This window comes from Streptococcus sp. NPS 308, from assembly GCF_002355895.1.
Classification (GTDB): Bacteria; Bacillota; Bacilli; order Lactobacillales; family Streptococcaceae; genus Streptococcus.
This window is the reverse complement of sequence record NZ_AP017652.1, coordinates 1,593,630-1,611,278: the sequence shown is the minus strand read 5'-3', so window position 1 is coordinate 1,611,278 and position 17,649 is coordinate 1,593,630. Positions and strand designations below refer to the sequence as shown.

Below are 17,649 nucleotides of genomic sequence, written 5' to 3'. Positions count from 1 at the left end.
AGTAATTTGGTCGCAATTATTCATAATAATTTATATTTAGTTTCTCCTACAAATAACTGTAATAATAATATATAGAAATATATTACGACTCTACTATTTTAACAAATCAAGTAGTTTGAGTCAAGAAATTAAACTAGAAAATTATAAAATAATTACAGAATAATTACAATTATTTAATAATTCAAATTATTTTATTTACAAAACAGTTAATATTGAGTTTATTTTACTTGACAAATTAGTATGTATAATGCTAGAATGTAGGTGGTTATTTATGTTTAATATTTGAAGTGTTTGGAGGGCTTTAACTAGTAAATATCAAATAATCTGTGATTTCTTCTTCATTTCTCAGGAGAGGGATTAAGAACATTGAAAATAAAATATAGAAAAGAGGGAAAACATGGCAAAAAGCAAAATGCTGAAATTGCTTTCAAAACTTTCAGCTGCAGCTCTTTCTGTCTTGACACTTACATCTGTTTTGACAAATACTGTTAAAGCTGATGACCCAACGCCAAAGGAATTAACGCAAGTTATTACAGGTGTTGAGTTGTTGGATGCTTCAGATACGAAACAGAATGTAACTTCTGAGGGAGATTATGCAGTTCGTACAGGGAATGCCTACAAGCTTCGTGTAACGTTTGATCTCAAACAATACAATGAAAACTTGAACAATGGTGATTATTTCACTTTCGACATTCCTGCACCAATGACAGTCTACAACGGCACTCAAGATTTGGTTGACCCAGCTACGCAAGTAACGATTGGGGAAGCAGTTGTAACATCAAATGGTAATGACAAGGGTGGTAAAGCAAAAATTACCTTGAAAAACTTGGACAAGTACCTAGCTAAAACCGGTGGAGATAAAGTTAAGGATGTATCGGGTAACTTTGCGGCTTCATTCCGCTTCCTAACAGACCAGAACAAGACACCAATTAGCTTTAATTCTTCTTCTATGAAGCAAGAGGTAACTCATACATATACCTCTAAGACAATCACAGGTCCTAAAGTTGGTACTGAAAACTATGCGAAAGCTGGTGGACAAGCTTCTCGTGAAAGCTGGAACTCTCCAAAACTAGCAGCAATCGGATCAGTAAGCTCAGGTAATGAGATGTCAAACTGGCGTGTACGTGTGAACACAGAAAAACAAGATTTTGGACAAAACATTGTGCTTCATGACACAATTCCAAATGATGACACATCTTACACACCAGCTCAATACATTCCAGAAAGCTTGAAGATTTACAAGGCTGATATTACAGGCGGTACTTCTGCTGTTCCTCCAGGAGCAGAACTCATGGTAGAGGGTACTGACTATACAGTTGCTTGGAACTCAAACTATACATCATTTGATGTTACGCTTAAGGACGGAACAACATCTTACTTCGTTACATATAGTACTACCACTCCAAATGATGGTACGAAAGTAGCAAATATTGTAGCTTTGTCTCTAGCAGATGGAACAAAACTTGCACAAAATACAAGTCGCCCAGGTGCTCTTAGCATGAAAGCGGAAGCAACATCTTTGATTTCTGGTACAATTGTAGCATCTACAGCCTACCAAATTAAGATTAATAAGACAGACGCGTTCACTCTTACACCTGTTCAAGGAGCAGTTTATACTGTGACAGCAGCAGATGATGCAAGTGAAACAACAGAAGTGACTACGAATGAAAAAGGAGTAGCGCTTACTAAAACTTATGATCAGAAATGGGAAGGTAAAACGTTCAAGATCAAAGAGAAGACTGCTCCAGCTGGTTATAAGCTAGATGAAAAAGAGTATACAGTTAAACTCGGAGCAGCAGGTTCTACGATCAACCTTAAGGACGAGCCTGTTCCAGCTGTGTTCAATGTAACAGCTAAGAAAGTGGTAGAAGGTCGTACAGATAAACTTCCAAAAGCGGATGAGTTTACCTTTAACCTATATACAGCAGAGAACTTGAAGACTCCAGTAGCCACAGCGAAATCAAAAGCTGATGGAACGATTACCTTCGAGAACATTGAAGTAAAAGGTGCGGGAACTTACCACTACGTCATCAAAGAAGATACTTCAGCAGCAATCAATGGTATCACTTTTGATGAAGCAGGTAAGGAAGTTACTGTAACAGCAGCTTTCCAAGGTGGAGTATTGACAGCTTCTGTTACTTCAGCAGAACCAACTTTCACTAACACTTATAAAGCAGCTTCAACAAGTGCGACAATCAAAGCTAAGAAAGTCTTGAATGGTAAAGAGCTTGCGGCCGATGCTTATACTTTCGAATTGAAAGAAAAAGATGCCGTTGTAGCAGAAGCTAAGAACGCTGCTTCAGGCGAAGTTGTCTTCAACGTCAACTACACAGAAGCAGGAGAGCACACTTACACTATTACTGAGAAATCAGGAACAGAAGCAGGTGTGACATACTCAACAGAATCTCACACAGTTAAAGTGACTGTAGTAGATAACGGTCAAGGTCAATTGGTTGCGACTGTAGAAAATGCGGATGCAGAACGTGTCTTCACTAACACTTATAAAGCAGCTTCAACAAGTGCGACAATCAAAGCTAAGAAAGTCTTGAATGGTAAAGAGCTTGCGGCCGATGCTTATACTTTCGAATTGAAAGAAAAAGATGCCGTTGTAGCAGAAGCTAAGAACGCTGCTTCAGGCGAAGTTGTCTTCAACGTCAACTACACAGAAGCAGGAGAGCACACTTACACTATTACTGAGAAATCAGGAACAGAAGCAGGTGTGACATACTCAACAGAATCTCACACAGTTAAAGTAACTGTAGTAGATAACGGTCAAGGTCAATTGGTTGCGACTGTAGAAAATGCGGATGCAGAACGTGTCTTCACTAACACTTATAAAGCAGCTTCAACAAGTGCGACAATCAAAGCTAAGAAAGTCTTGAATGGTAAAGAGCTTGCGGCCGATGCTTATACTTTCGAATTGAAAGAAAAAGATGCCGTTGTAGCAGAAGCTAAGAACGCTGCTTCAGGCGAAGTTGTCTTCAACGTCAACTACACAGAAGCAGGAGAGCACACTTACACTATTACTGAGAAATCAGGAACAGAAGCAGGTGTGACATACTCAACAGAATCTCACACAGTTAAAGTAACTGTAGTAGATAACGGTCAAGGTCAATTGGTTGCGACTGTAGAAAATGCGGATGCAGAACGTGTCTTCACTAACACTTATAAAGCAGCTTCAACAAGTGCGACAATCAAAGCTAAGAAAGTCTTGAATGGTAAAGAGCTTGCGGCCGATGCTTATACTTTCGAATTGAAAGAAAAAGATGCCGTTGTAGCAGAAGCTAAGAACGCTGCTTCAGGCGAAGTTGTCTTCAACGTCAACTACACAGAAGCAGGAGAGCACACTTACACTATTACTGAGAAATCAGGAACAGAAGCAGGTGTGACTTACTCAACAGAATCTCACACAGTTAAAGTGACTGTAGTAGATAACGGTCAAGGTCAATTGGTTGCGACTGTAGAAAATGCGGATGCAGAACGTGTCTTCACTAACACTTATAAAGCAGCTTCAACAAGTGCGACAATCAAAGCTAAGAAAGTCTTGAATGGTAAAGAGCTTGCGGCCGATGCTTATACTTTCGAATTGAAAGAAAAAGATGCCGTTGTAGCAGAAGCTAAGAACGCTGCTTCAGGCGAAGTTGTCTTCAACGTCAACTACACAGAAGCAGGAGAGCACACTTACACTATTACTGAGAAATCAGGAACAGAAGCAGGTGTGACATACTCAACAGAATCTCACACAGTTAAAGTAACTGTAGTAGATAACGGTCAAGGTCAATTGGTTGCGACTGTAGAAAATGCGGATGCAGAACGTGTCTTCACTAACACTTATAAAGCAGCTTCAACAAGTGCGACAATCAAAGCTAAGAAAGTCTTGAATGGTAAAGAGCTTGCGGCCGATGCTTATACTTTCGAATTGAAAGAAAAAGATGCCGTTGTAGCAGAAGCTAAGAACGCTGCTTCAGGCGAAGTTGTCTTCAACGTCAACTACACAGAAGCAGGAGAGCACACTTACACTATTACTGAGAAATCAGGAACAGAAGCAGGTGTGACATACTCAACAGAATCTCACACAGTTAAAGTAACTGTAGTAGATAACGGTCAAGGTCAATTGGTTGCGACTGTAGAAAATGCGGATGCAGAACGTGTCTTCACTAACACTTATAAAGCAGCTTCAACAAGTGCGACAATCAAAGCTAAGAAAGTCTTGAATGGTAAAGAGCTTGCGGCCGATGCTTATACTTTCGAATTGAAAGAAAAAGATGCCGTTGTAGCAGAAGCTAAGAACGCTGCTTCAGGCGAAGTTGTCTTCAACGTCAACTACACAGAAGCAGGAGAGCACACTTACACTATTACTGAGAAATCAGGAACAGAAGCAGGTGTGACTTACTCAACAGAATCTCACACAGTTAAAGTGACTGTAGTAGATAACGGTCAAGGTCAATTGGTTGCGACTGTAGAAAATGCGGATGCAGAACGTGTCTTCACTAACACTTATAAAGCAGCTTCAACAAGTGCGACAATCAAAGCTAAGAAAGTCTTGAATGGTAAAGAGCTTGCGGCCGATGCTTATACTTTCGAATTGAAAGAAAAAGATGCCGTTGTAGCAGAAGCTAAGAACGCTGCTTCAGGCGAAGTTGTCTTCAACGTCAACTACACAGAAGCAGGAGAGCACACTTACACTATTACTGAGAAATCAGGAACAGAAGCAGGTGTGACATACTCAACAGAATCTCACACAGTTAAAGTAACTGTAGTAGATAACGGTCAAGGTCAATTGGTTGCGACTGTAGAAAATGCGGATGCAGAACGTGTCTTCACTAACACTTATAAAGCAGCTTCAACAAGTGCGACAATCAAAGCTAAGAAAGTCTTGAATGGTAAAGAGCTTGCGGCCGATGCTTATACTTTCGAATTGAAAGAAAAAGATGCCGTTGTAGCAGAAGCTAAGAACGCTGCTTCAGGCGAAGTTGTCTTCAACGTCAACTACACAGAAGCAGGAGAGCACACTTACACTATTACTGAGAAATCAGGAACAGAAGCAGGTGTGACTTACTCAACAGAATCTCACACAGTTAAAGTGACTGTAGTAGATAACGGTCAAGGTCAATTGGTTGCGACTGTAGAAAATGCGGATGCAGAACGTGTCTTCACTAACACTTATAAAGCAGCTTCAACAAGTGCGACAATCAAAGCTAAGAAAGTCTTGAATGGTAAAGAGCTTGCGGCCGATGCTTATACTTTCGAATTGAAAGAAAAAGATGCCGTTGTAGCAGAAGCTAAGAACGCTGCTTCAGGCGAAGTTGTCTTCAACGTCAACTACACAGAAGCAGGAGAGCACACTTACACTATTACTGAGAAATCAGGAACAGAAGCAGGTGTGACATACTCAACAGAATCTCACACAGTTAAAGTGACTGTAGTAGATAACGGTCAAGGTCAATTGGTTGCGACTGTAGAAAATGCGGATGCAGAACGTGTCTTCACTAACACTTATAAAGCAGCTTCAACAAGTGCGACAATCAAAGCTAAGAAAGTCTTGAATGGTAAAGAGCTTGCGGCCGATGCTTATACTTTCGAATTGAAAGAAAAAGATGCAGTTGTAGCAGAAGCTAAGAACGCTGCTTCAGGCGAAGTTGTCTTCAACGTCAACTACACAGAAGCAGGAGAGCACACTTACACTATTACTGAGAAATCAGGAACAGAAGCAGGTGTGACATACTCAGCAGAATCTCACACAGTTAAAGTAACTGTAGTAGATAACGGTCAAGGCCAATTGGTTGCGACTGTAGAAAATGCGGATGCAGAACGTGTCTTCACTAACACTTATAAAGCACCAGTTCCACCGGCTCCAACAGCTACATCAGCAACACTTGCGTTTACGAAAGAATTGACTGGTCGTGCTTTGGTTGATGGTGAATTCCAATTTGAATTGTATGAAGGTACAAAACTACTTGATACAAAAACAAACCAAGGTGGAAAAGTAACATTTAATGCAATCAACTATGATGCAGAAGGTGTTCATACTTATACTGTAAAAGAAGTGAATGCCGGAGCAACTGGTATTACTTACGACACAGAAAAGACTGCAGTGGTAACAGTAACCAAAGATGCAGCAACAAATGCCTTGAAGGCAACTGTTGAATACCCAGCAGGTAGTGTCTTCACGAATAGCTTCAAAGCACCAGCAGTAGAAGCTACGATTGAAGCAACTAAGAAACTTGAAGGTAAAGAACTTGCGGCTGATGCTTATACTTTCGAATTGAAAGAAAATGGTGCAGTTGTAGCAGAAGCTAAGAATACTGCCGAAGGTAAAGTAGCCTTTGTTCGTTCATTCGAAGAAGCAGGTACTCACACTTATACCTTGGTTGAAAAAGTTGGTACTGAAGAGGGTGTTGAATATGATAAGACTGAGCACACTGTAACAGTCACTGTAGTTGCGGATGGTCAAGGTCTCTTGACTGCGACTGTTTCGTATGCGGATGGTAAAGCAGTTGTATTTACAAATAAATACACTGTTCCAAACCCAACACCGGATCCAAACCCAGCACCAAATCCAAATCCAACACCGGATCCAAACCCAGCACCAAATCCAAACCCAACACCAAATCCAAATCCAACACCGGATCCAGCACCAACACCGGATCCAACACCAGATCCGGCACCAACGCCAGATCCAAATGAACCAGGAACAAAACCAAATGTTCCAGGACAAAAAGAGGAACCAAAACCAACACCTCCAGCTACGGAGACTAAAGGTAAAGCTGAACTTCCAAAAACAGGTGAAGCAACATCTATCTTCTCAGCAATTGGATTTGTAGTCTTGGCATTGAGTGGACTGGTATTCTTCGTAAAACGTAAAGCTTAAGCTTTTGTAGAAGAAACATGAAACTTGGTAAGTGAGAATTCTACTTCTCTCTTAAACTTGATAGAGAAAGTCTCTAGAAAATTTATTTTCTAGGGGCTTTTTTTGTGTTTCAAAAAATTTTTTAAAAATAGTCAAATTTGGTCAAAAAGTTATTGACTTTTACTGACTAATGTGATATAGTAGAAACATAAGGAAAATGAATTCCTTAAAAAACTCATTTTCAAGAAATTAGTCTTTGAGAATGAGCTATAGAATCCCAAGAAAGGGGTGAAGCCTATGTTTAATCTAACAGACTTTGAAAAGAAGATGATAAAAGGCTTATGTAAAAAAGAAAAACCAGAAATTATACGTAGAGTAGCTAGTTAGCTAGTCTAAAATTTTTAAAACAAAGGTCAAAGTTAGTCAATATCAGAGATCGTAAATAATCAATATTAAACGAGGTAAAAAATATGAACAACAACTTTAATAACTTTAACAACATGGATGATTTATTTAACCAATTGATGGGTGGTATGCGAGGATACAGTTCTGAAAACCGTCGCTACTTGATTAATGGACGTGAAGTGACACATGAGGAATTTGCTCATTATCGTGCAACTGGGAAATTACCAGGAAATGCAGAAGTTGATGGACAAATGCAACAACAGGCTTCAGGTATGAAACAAGACGGTGTCCTTGCTAAACTAGGTCGTAACTTGACTGCAGAAGCTCGTGAGGGCAAATTGGATCCTGTTATCGGACGAAATAAGGAAATTCAAGAAACATCTGAAATCCTCTCACGTCGTACTAAGAACAATCCTGTTCTGGTCGGAGATGCAGGTGTTGGTAAGACTGCAGTTGTCGAAGGTCTAGCGCAAGCCATTGTGAACGGAGATGTTCCAGCTGCTATTAAGAACAAGGAAATCATTTCCATTGATATCTCAGGTCTTGAGGCTGGTACTCAATACCGTGGTAGCTTTGAAGAAAATGTGCAAAATCTAGTCAACGAAGTGAAAGAAGCAGGGAATATTATCCTCTTCTTTGATGAAATTCACCAAATCCTCGGTGCTGGTAGTACTGGTGGAGATAGTGGATCTAAAGGGCTTGCGGATATTCTCAAGCCAGCTCTCTCCCGTGGTGAGTTGACTGTTATTGGGGCAACAACTCAGGACGAATACCGTAACACGATTTTGAAGAATGCGGCTCTTGCTCGTCGTTTCAACGAAGTCAAGGTCAATGCTCCTTCGGCAGAGGATACCTTTAAAATCCTTCAAGGAATTCGTGACCTCTATCAACAACACCACAATGTTATCTTGCCTGATGAAGTCTTGAAAGAAGCAGTGGATTATTCGATTCAATACATTCCACAACGCAGCTTGCCTGATAAGGCTATCGACCTTGTCGATGTAACGGCTGCTCACTTGGCAGCTCAACATCCAGTAACAGATGTTCATGCTGTTGAACGTGAAATTGAGGCAGAAAAAGACAAGCAAGAGAAAGCTGTTGAGGCAGAAGATTTTGAAGCAGCTCTTAATGCCAAGACTCGCATTGCAGAATTGGAGAAAAAAGTCGAAAACCACACAGAAGATATGAAAGTGACTGCCACTGTCAATGATGTGGCCGAATCTGTGGAACGAATGACAGGTATTCCAGTATCTCAAATGGGAGCGTCAGACATCGAACGTCTCAAGGATATGGCTCATCGTTTGGAACACAAGGTTATCGGTCAAGATAAGGCAGTAGAAGCAGTGGCTCGTGCTATTCGTCGTAACCGTGCTGGTTTTGATGAAGGCAATCGCCCAATCGGTAGCTTCCTCTTTGTAGGGCCAACTGGGGTTGGTAAGACGGAGCTTGCTAAGCAATTGGCGCTCGATATGTTTGGAACTAAGGATGCGATTATCCGTTTAGATATGTCTGAATACAGTGACCGCACAGCTGTATCTAAGCTAATCGGTACAACAGCTGGTTATGTGGGGTATGATGACAATAGCAATACCTTGACAGAACGTGTTCGTCGTAATCCTTACTCTATCATTCTCTTGGATGAGATTGAAAAGGCGGATCCTCAAGTCATTACCCTTCTCCTCCAAGTCTTGGATGATGGTCGTTTGACAGATGGCCAAGGAAATACCGTGAACTTTAAAAACACTGTCATTATCGCAACATCAAATGCTGGATTTGGTTATGAAGCCAACTTGACAGAAGATGCGGACAAACCAGAATTGATGGATCGTTTGAAACCATTCTTCCGTCCAGAGTTCCTTAACCGCTTTAACGCTGTTATCGAGTTCTCACACTTAAATAAGGAAGATCTATCTAAGATTGTGGACTTGATGTTGGCTGAGGTCAACCAAACCTTGGCTAAGAAAGACATTGATTTGGAAGTCAGCCAAGCAGCTAAGGACTTTATCACAGAAGAAGGTTATGATGAAATCATGGGTGTTCGTCCTCTCCGTCGTGTAGTTGAACAACAAATCCGTGATAAGGTGACGGACTTCCACTTGGAACACCTAGATGCCAAACATCTGGAAGCAGACATGGAAGATGGAGTCTTGGTCATTCGCGAGAAAGCCTAAATCAAGATTTTGAGAATAAAAAAGAACCAGTTATTGTAACTGGTTCTTTTGCGTTTAGATGACATGGCGTTCAAAGGCATCATCTGAAATACCTTGTTCTAGGATGAGTTTAGCCCATTCTTTAGCAGAAAAGAGGCTGTGGTCTTTGTAGTTTCCGCAAGATTCGATGGTTGTTCCAGGCACATCTTCCCAAGTAGTAGTTTCAGCAATTTCCTTTAGAGAATCCTTGATAACAGCTGCAATCTCAGCACTGGTGTGACGTCCCCACATAATCATATGGAAACCAGTACGGCAACCGAAGGGTGAGCAGTCAATCATGCCGTCAATGCGGGTACGAATGAGTTTGGCTAAGAGGTGCTCAATGGTGTGAAGGCCAGCGGTAGGGATAGAGTCTTCGTTTGGTTGTACCAAGCGAATATCAAAGTTGGAGATAACATCTCCCTTTGGCCCTGTTTCTTCCCCAATCAAGCGAACATAAGGTGCTTTAACAATGGTGTGGTCAAGTTCAAAACTTTCAACAATAACTTCTTTTGACATGGTCGTTCCTTTCAGTTTTCTTCTTTCATTATAACATAAAGGATGCTGTTGAGATAGAGAGAAAACCTCTCCGAGGGTGGAGAGGTTTGAATCTTTACTTACGATACAAGCGATTGTATTGGTAGTAAGGGTCAAAGGTTACGTTGATACCCAATTTGCGAAGGACATTCTTGTCTTCATCGGTCAAGATGATGGTTGAGTGGGCTTCACTTCCTTTTAGATTACCCAGTTCTTTCATGGCACGCGCGGCGTCAGGGTTTTCCATAGCTGTGATGGCAAGTGCAATCAAAATTTCATTTGAATGCAGGCGCGGATTGCGGCTACCTAGATGATTGATTTTAAGTCCTTGAATTGGTTTAACAACCTCAGGCTCAATCAATTTTACTTCCTTGTCGATAGTAGCAGATTTCTTAATGGCATTGATCAAGGCAGCAGCTGTAGGCCCAAAGAGTTCAGAGTTTTTACCAGTTACGATTTCCCCATTTGGCAATTCAAGGGCCAGGGCAGGACCACCGGTTTCTTCAGCCTTTTGACGTGCTGCGACAGCAACCTTACGGTCTGCAGGTATGATACCGAGGTCGTTCATGAGAAGTTCAATCTTCTTGACAGCAGATTCCCCAACTTTTTCAGCCTTGAAGTCAAGAACTGTTTGATAGTAACGGCGGATGATTTCTTGTTTAGAAGCTTCGATAGCAGCCTCATTATCTGTAATAGCGAAGCCAACCATGTTGACACCCATGTCTGTCGGTGAAGCGTATGGAGATTCACCGAGAATGCGTTCCAACATACGTTTAAGCACTGGGAAAATTTCGATATCACGGTTGTAATTGACCGTTGTTTCTCCATAGGTTTGGAGATGGAAAGGGTCAATCATATTGACATCGTCAAGGTCTGCGGTGGCAGCCTCATAGGCCAAGTTGACTGGATGATGAAGGGGCAGGTTCCAGACTGGGAAGGTTTCAAACTTAGCGTAACCAGACTTGATGCCATTGAGTTGGTCGTGGTACATATTGGACATACAAGTGGCCAATTTTCCAGAACCAGGTCCAGGAGCGGTTACGACAATCAAGTTGCGACTGGTTTTGATGTAGTCGTTTTTCCCCATACCTTCTGGAGAAATGATGTGGTCCATATCAGTCGGGTATCCTTTAATTGGATAATGGAGATAGGAATCAATCCCGTTTTTATCTAACTGGTTGCGGAAGGCATCTGCAGCGGGTTGACCAGCGTATTGTGTGATGACAACCGAACCGACAAAGATTCCCAGTTCATTGAATTTGTCAATCAAACGAAGCACTTCTTGGTCATAAGAAATGCCTAGGTCGCCACGTGCCTTGGAATGTTCGATGTTGCTAGCGTTAATGGCAATCACAACCTCAACTTGCTCCTTCAACTCTTGCAAGAGCTTGATTTTGTTGTCAGGTTCATAACCAGGCAGTACACGAGCAGCGTGGAAATCTTCTAACATTTTGCCGCCAAACTCTAGGTAAAGCTTGCCGTCAAATTGGTTAATGCGCTCCAAAATGTGGTCGCGTTGTAGATTTAAATATTGTTCAGAACTAAAAGCTTGTTTTTTCATTTTTTTACCTCTGACCTCTATTATATAAAAAAAATGGGAGTTAGGAAACTACGGAGCTAAAAAAGAAATCAAAAATATTAGGCAAACGCTTGCACAAAGTTTTAAAAAGCGCTATCATAGATTGTAGAATATTAAAATAATGAGGTAAACAGATGCAAGAAAAATGGTGGCACAATGCCGTAGTCTATCAAGTCTATCCAAAGAGTTTTATGGATAGCAACGGAGATGGGATTGGTGATTTGCCAGGAATTACGAGTAAGTTAGACTATCTAGCTAAGTTGGGAATCACAGCGATTTGGCTTTCTCCCGTTTATGACAGTCCTATGGATGATAATGGTTATGATATTGCTGATTATCAAGCGATTGCTGCTATTTTCGGAACTATGGAGGACATGGACCAACTCATCGCAGAAGCTAAGAAGCGTGATATTCGTATCATCATGGACTTGGTGGTCAATCATACCTCGGATGAGCATGCTTGGTTTGTCGAGGCCTGTGAAAATCCTGACAGCCCTGAACGTGACTACTATATCTGGCGAGATGAGCCCAATGATTTGGAGTCTATCTTTAGTGGGTCTGCTTGGGAATACGATGAAAAATCAGGTCAATACTATCTTCACTTTTTCAGCAAGAAACAGCCTGATCTCAACTGGGAAAATGAAAAACTTCGCCAGAAAATTTATGAGATGATGAACTTCTGGATTGATAAAGGTATTGGTGGTTTCCGTATGGATGTCATTGATATGATTGGTAAGATTCCTGATGAGAAAGTAGTCAATAACGGTCCTATGCTCCATCCTTATCTCAAGGAAATGAATCAGGCAACTTTTGGGGATAAAGATCTCTTGACAGTGGGAGAAACTTGGGGGGCGACACCAGAAATTGCCAAACTCTACTCTGATCCAAAGGGTCAAGAATTGTCTATGGTCTTCCAGTTTGAGCATATCTGTCTTCAGTATCAGGAAGGGCAACCTAAGTGGCACTATCAAAAAGAACTGAATATTGCTAAGTTGAAAGAAATCTTCAACAAATGGCAGACAGAGTTGGGAGTTGAAGATGGTTGGAATTCCCTCTTTTGGAACAACCATGATCTTCCTCGTATCGTCTCTATCTGGGGAAATGATCAAGAATACCGCGAAAAATCTGCCAAAGCCTTTGCAATCTTGCTTCATCTCATGAGAGGGACTCCTTATATCTACCAAGGTGAGGAGATTGGGATGACCAACTATCCTTTTGAAACACTGGACCAAGTAGAAGATATTGAATCCCTCAACTATGCGCGTGAGGCTCTTGAAAAAGGTGTTCCACTAGAGGAAATTATGGATAGTATCCGTGTCATCGGACGTGATAATGCCCGTACCCCGATGCAATGGGATGAAAGCAAAAATGCTGGTTTCTCAACTGGTCAACCTTGGTTGGCAGTTAATCCAAACTACGAAGAAATCAACGTTCAAGAAGCACTAGCAAATCCAGATTCTATTTTTTATACCTACCAAAAACTGGTTCAAATCCGTAAGGAGAACAACTGGCTGATTCGAGCTGATTTTGAATTGCTTGATACAGCTGATAAGGTCTTTGCTTATATCCGTAAGGACGGTGACCGTCGCCTCCTAGTTGTGGCTAACTTGTCCAATGAAAAACAAAACTTTTCAGTAGAAGGAAAAGTTAAATCTGTCTTGATTGAAAACACTGTGACTCAAGAAGCAGTTGAAAAACAGGTCTTGGCTCCATGGGATGCTTTCTGTGTGGAACTGACTGACTAAAAAGAACAAACCTCAAGCTTTTGAAGCTTGAGGTTTTTTACTAAAAATTGTATTGAAAAATCTTTAAAAAATATTTGTTAGAATTTTCTAAAAAATTATGCGAAAGCCCTTGCTTTTATAAAAAAATAGGGTATAATGGTGAAAATACTATCTTAAAGGAGATTACTTATGAGATCGAAAAAGTGGCTCTTAGGAGCAGGTGCTGTTTTGAGTGCAGCCCTTCTGTTAACAGCTTGTGGGCAAAGTGAAAAAAAGGCTGATGCTCCCAAGACATTTTCATATGTCTACGCTATGGATCCATCATCTTTGGACTACAGCGTGACGAGCAAGAGCTCAACTTCTGACGTTATAGCCAACGTTGTCGATGGCCTTTTGGAAAATGATAAGTATGGAAACTTAATTCCATCACTTGCAGAAGACTGGTCCGTTTCTAAAGATGGTTTGACTTATACCTACAAACTCCGTAAAGGTGTAAAATGGTATACTTCTGAAGGAGAAGAGTATGCTGAAGTCAAGGCCAAGGACTTTGTTACTGGTCTGAAACACGCAGCTGATGGCAAATCAGACGGCCTCTCTCTCCTTCAAGATTCTATCAAAGGGTTGGCAGAGTATATCAGTGGAGAAAGCAATGATTTCTCTACTGTAGGAGTTAAGGCTGTCGATGATTACACGGTAGAATACACGCTCAACAAACCAGAAAGTTTCTGGAACTCTAAGGTCACAACTGCGACCATGCTCCCAGTTAATGAAGAATTTTTGAATTCTAAAGGGAGCGACTACGGTGCACCAACCCCATCAGGTATCCTATATAATGGTCCTTATTTCTTGAAATCATTGACTTCAAAATCAGTCATTGAATATGAAAAGAATCCAAACTATTGGGACAAGGACAATGTTAAGATTGACAACATCAAACTAACCTTCTATGATGGTTCCGACCAAGAATCCTTGATTCGAAGTTTTACGCAGGGTGCTTATACAACAGCTCGTCTCTTCCCAACAAGCTCAAACTTTGAGTCAACTAAGAAAGAGTACGGAGATAAGATTGTCTACAGTCCACAAGAAGCGACAAGCTACTACCTCACTGTTAACGTAAACCGCCAGTCTTACAATAAAACAGCCAAAACAGACGAGGCTCAAAAAACATCAACAAAAGAAGCTCTTCTCAACAAGAATTTCCGTCAGGCCTTGAACTTTGCCCTTGATCGTCATTCTTACACGGCTCAGTTGAATGGTGAAGAAGGTGCGGATAAAATTATCCGTAACAGTCTAGTACCTCATGACTACGTTCAAGTAGGTGAAAAGACATTTGGAGAGTTGGCACAGGCAGAGTTGGTTTCTTATGGAGACCAATGGAAAGATGTAGCCCTTACTGATGGTAAGGATACGCTTTACAGTCCTGAAAAAGCCAAGGCAGCCTTTGCAAAGGCTAAGGCAGAATTGCAGGCTAAGGGTGTGACCTTCCCAATCCGTTTGGATGTTCCAGTTGAGCAGACCGATGTCATTGCCGTTCAACAGACGAACTCACTCAAGCAGTCTATCGAATCAACACTGGGTACCGAGAATGTCATTGTCGATGTCCTTCAAATGACCGATAATGAGAAAATGAGCATTACTTCTCAAGCTAAGGTTCCAGCACAAAAAGACTACGACTTGAATGGAACTGGTTGGGGACCAGACTATCAAGACCCAGCTACCTACCTAAACATTCTTGATGCTAAGAAGGGTTCTGCCCTTAAACACTTGGGTATCACTCGTGGAAAAGATCCAGAAGTAATGGCTCAAGTCGGTCTAGACGAATACAAGAAACTCTTGGATGATGCCGCAGCTGAAACAAGCGACCTCAATAAGCGTTACGAAAAATACGCTAAAGCGCAAGCCTGGGTATCGGATAGCTCGCTCTTGATCCCAGTTGCTTCTTCAGGTGGTTCTCCAACTGTTAGCCGTACTGTGCCATTCACAAAAGCATATTCTCAAGTCGGAATCAAGGGAGATCCATTTGTGTTCAAAGGTTTGGAATTGCAAAATGATGTCGTGACTACAAAAGAATACGAAGAAGCTCTCAAGAAATGGCAGAAAGAAAAGATTGAAACAAATGCCAAATACCAAAAAGAGCTAGAAAAACACGTTAAATAATCTATAAGAAAGGAAGGTGCATATTGCTTGCGCTTCCTTTCTTTTTATTTGACTAGGTTCATCATTCATCTATAAAAGAGTCGGAAACTTTACAATTTAGGATAAATTTGATAAAATATGGCTATGTTATAAAAAGTGACATAAAGGAGTAGAGGATGAACATGAAAAAAAGACTCATCGGAACTGGTCTTGTCCTAGCTACAGGGATTTTACTGACAGCTTGTGGACAGTCAAATACTGATACAAGCACTTTCTCATCAACATTTAGTGCAAATCCGACGACATTTAACTATCTTTTAGACTATTATGCAGATAACACTTCAGTGATTACCAATCTTGTGGATGGTTTGTTAGAAAATGATAGCTATGGGAATCTAACGCCAGCTCTAGCTGAAGATTGGTCAGTTTCGGCGGATGGTTTAACCTATACTTATAAACTCAGAAAAGACGCCAAGTGGTACACTGCTGATGGAGAAGAGTACGCTCCAGTCAAAGCCCAGGACTTTGTCACTGGGATTAAGTATGCTGCGGATAACAAGGGTCAAGCCATGGATCTCGTCCAAAACTCTATCAAGGGATTGAATGACTATGTGACAGGTGCGACCAATGACTTCACAACAGTTGGTGTGAAAGCCTTGGATGACTATACGGTTGAGTACACTTTGACTCGACCAGAGCCATACTGGAACTCAAAGACCACCAATAGTATCCTTTTCCCGGTTAACGAAGAGTTTTTGAAATCAAAGGATAAAGAATTTGGAACCTTGACGCCAAACAGCATCCTTTACAATGGACCTTACTTGTTAAAAGATTTCACATCAAAATCTTCAATCGAGTATGTGAAGAATCCTAACTACTATGATCATGAGAAAGTCACCATTGAGAAAGTTAAATTGGCTTACTTTGATGGCTCTGATCAGGAGATGACCATTCGAAACTTTGAAAGTGGCGCCTATACGCTTGCGGGAGTCTATCCAAATAGCTCGAGCTATGCCAAGACAAAAGAAAAATACCAAGACAATATCGTTTATAGCTTGCAAGACAAGACTTCTTGGTACTTCAACTTTAATGTAAACCGTAAAGCCTATAACCATACTGCAAAAACGACGGATGAGCAAAAGAAATCAACGCAAACAGCGATTTTAAATAAAAATTTCCGTCAGGCCTTGAACTTTGCCATCGATCGGACAGCCTATTCTGCTCAATCTAACGGGCAAGAAGCAGCAAGTAAGACCCTTCGTAATACCCTTGTTCCCCCGACATTTGTGCAGGTGGGAGATAAGAGCTTTGGAGAAGTCGTTTCTTCTAAACTTGTTCAGTATGGAACAGAGTGGTCAGGAATCAACTTGGCGGATGCCCAAGACGGTTATTTCAACAAGGAAAAAGCTCAAGCCAAATTTGCGGAAGCTAAAAAGGAATTGGAAGCCCAAGGGGTGACCTTCCCGATTCATTTGGACATCCCAGTTGATCAAACCAATAAAAATGCGGTTTCAGGTATGAATTCGGTTAAACAAACACTTGAAACAGTACTAGGTTCTGATAATGTCGTTATTGATGTTCAGCAACTTTCAACGGATGAATTTGGGAATGTTGCTTTCCTAGCACCAAATCCAGCAGCTCGTGACTACGACCTAAACTTTGATGGCTGGGTTGGTGATTACCAAGATCCGTCAACTTATCTGGATCCATTTAATGCCGAAGATGGTTTTTATCTCAAAATTTTCGGTCTAGATGCTAAGGAAGATCAAGAACTCATCAAGAGTCTAGGACTTGATACCTATACGAAACTTTTAAAAGAAGCAGACACTGAGAATCAAGATGTCGCTAAGCGTTATGAAAAATACGCTGAAGCTCAAGCTTGGATGATTGATAGTTCTCTGATCATGTCTACGATGTCAAATGGTGGTACAGCCTCTGTAACCAAAGTAACTCCCTTTACACGTGCTTATTCTCTAGTGGGAATCAAAGGTGATGGAAATAACTACAAGTACATGAGACTGCAAAAAGATCCTGTTACCAAGAAACAATTTGATGAAGCTAAGGCTAAGTGGGAAGAAGAAAGTAAAAAGGCTATCGAAAAGAGTCAAAAAGAATTTTCTAACCACGTTAAATAAAAATGAAAGACAAGCTGGCAAGATAAAATGCCCTTGTCTTTTTAATTTGTCATCGAGAAATGAAGTTAGTATACTTTTAAAGTAAATAAAGCAT

At 41.0% G+C, this 17,649-nt stretch carries 7 protein-coding genes; 5 read left to right on the top strand and 2 right to left on the bottom strand.

Annotated features, from left to right (window positions below; genetic code table 11):
* Positions 1-397 precede the first annotated feature (397 nt).
* Positions 398-6,871, top strand: coding sequence for a Spy0128 family protein (locus SNAG_RS09925; protein WP_157740124.1), 6,474 nt, complete (start codon positions 398-400; stop codon positions 6,869-6,871).
* A gap of 449 nt (positions 6,872-7,320) precedes the next feature.
* A complete protein-coding gene (locus SNAG_RS08215) occupies positions 7,321-9,426 on the top strand; it encodes an ATP-dependent Clp protease ATP-binding subunit (protein WP_096408334.1) in 2,106 nt (701 codons plus the stop codon).
* A gap of 54 nt (positions 9,427-9,480) precedes the next feature.
* On the opposite strand, the gene SNAG_RS08210 is transcribed toward SNAG_RS08215, so the two are convergent.
* Both SNAG_RS08210 and SNAG_RS08205 read right to left on the bottom strand, forming a co-directional pair.
* Positions 9,481-9,963: an S-ribosylhomocysteine lyase gene (locus tag SNAG_RS08210; protein WP_000032557.1), complete on the bottom strand. Its 483-nt coding sequence runs from the start codon at positions 9,961-9,963 to the stop codon at positions 9,481-9,483.
* Positions 9,964-10,057: 94 nt separating this feature from the next.
* The gene (locus SNAG_RS08205) at positions 10,058-11,542 is read right to left on the bottom strand and encodes a DUF1846 domain-containing protein (RefSeq protein ID WP_096408331.1); all 1,485 of its coding nucleotides are present in this window, start codon (positions 11,540-11,542) and stop codon (positions 10,058-10,060) included.
* A gap of 152 nt (positions 11,543-11,694) precedes the next feature.
* Between SNAG_RS08205 and SNAG_RS08200 the strand changes: the two genes are divergently transcribed.
* The 3 genes from SNAG_RS08200 (at position 11,695) to SNAG_RS08190 (ending at position 17,555) form a co-directional block, all read left to right on the top strand.
* The gene (locus tag SNAG_RS08200) at positions 11,695-13,305 is read left to right on the top strand and encodes a glycoside hydrolase family 13 protein (RefSeq protein ID WP_096408329.1); all 1,611 of its coding nucleotides are present in this window, start codon (positions 11,695-11,697) and stop codon (positions 13,303-13,305) included.
* A gap of 168 nt (positions 13,306-13,473) precedes the next feature.
* Positions 13,474-15,441 (top strand): peptide ABC transporter substrate-binding protein, encoded by a 1,968-nt coding sequence (locus SNAG_RS08195; RefSeq protein ID WP_096408326.1) that lies wholly within the window; start codon positions 13,474-13,476, stop codon positions 15,439-15,441.
* 155 nt (positions 15,442-15,596) lie between these two features.
* Entirely contained in the window at positions 15,597-17,555 is a 1,959-nt protein-coding gene (locus SNAG_RS08190) for a peptide ABC transporter substrate-binding protein (protein ID WP_096408324.1), read from the top strand.
* Positions 17,556-17,649: the final 94 nt, after the last annotated feature.

Excerpts from the sequence above, each read along its gene's own strand:
- SNAG_RS09925 (WP_157740124.1), top strand. The coding sequence starts at position 398 with ATGGCAAAAAGCAAAATGCTGAAATTGCTTTCAAAACTTTCAGCTGCA.
- SNAG_RS08215 (WP_096408334.1), top strand. The coding sequence starts at position 7,321 with ATGAACAACAACTTTAATAACTTTAACAACATGGATGATTTATTTAAC.
- SNAG_RS08210 (WP_000032557.1), bottom strand. The coding sequence starts at position 9,963 with ATGTCAAAAGAAGTTATTGTTGAAAGTTTTGAACTTGACCACACCATT.
- SNAG_RS08205 (WP_096408331.1), bottom strand. The coding sequence starts at position 11,542 with ATGAAAAAACAAGCTTTTAGTTCTGAACAATATTTAAATCTACAACGC.
- SNAG_RS08200 (WP_096408329.1), top strand. The coding sequence starts at position 11,695 with ATGCAAGAAAAATGGTGGCACAATGCCGTAGTCTATCAAGTCTATCCA.
- SNAG_RS08195 (WP_096408326.1), top strand. The coding sequence starts at position 13,474 with ATGAGATCGAAAAAGTGGCTCTTAGGAGCAGGTGCTGTTTTGAGTGCA.
- SNAG_RS08190 (WP_096408324.1), top strand. The coding sequence starts at position 15,597 with ATGAACATGAAAAAAAGACTCATCGGAACTGGTCTTGTCCTAGCTACA.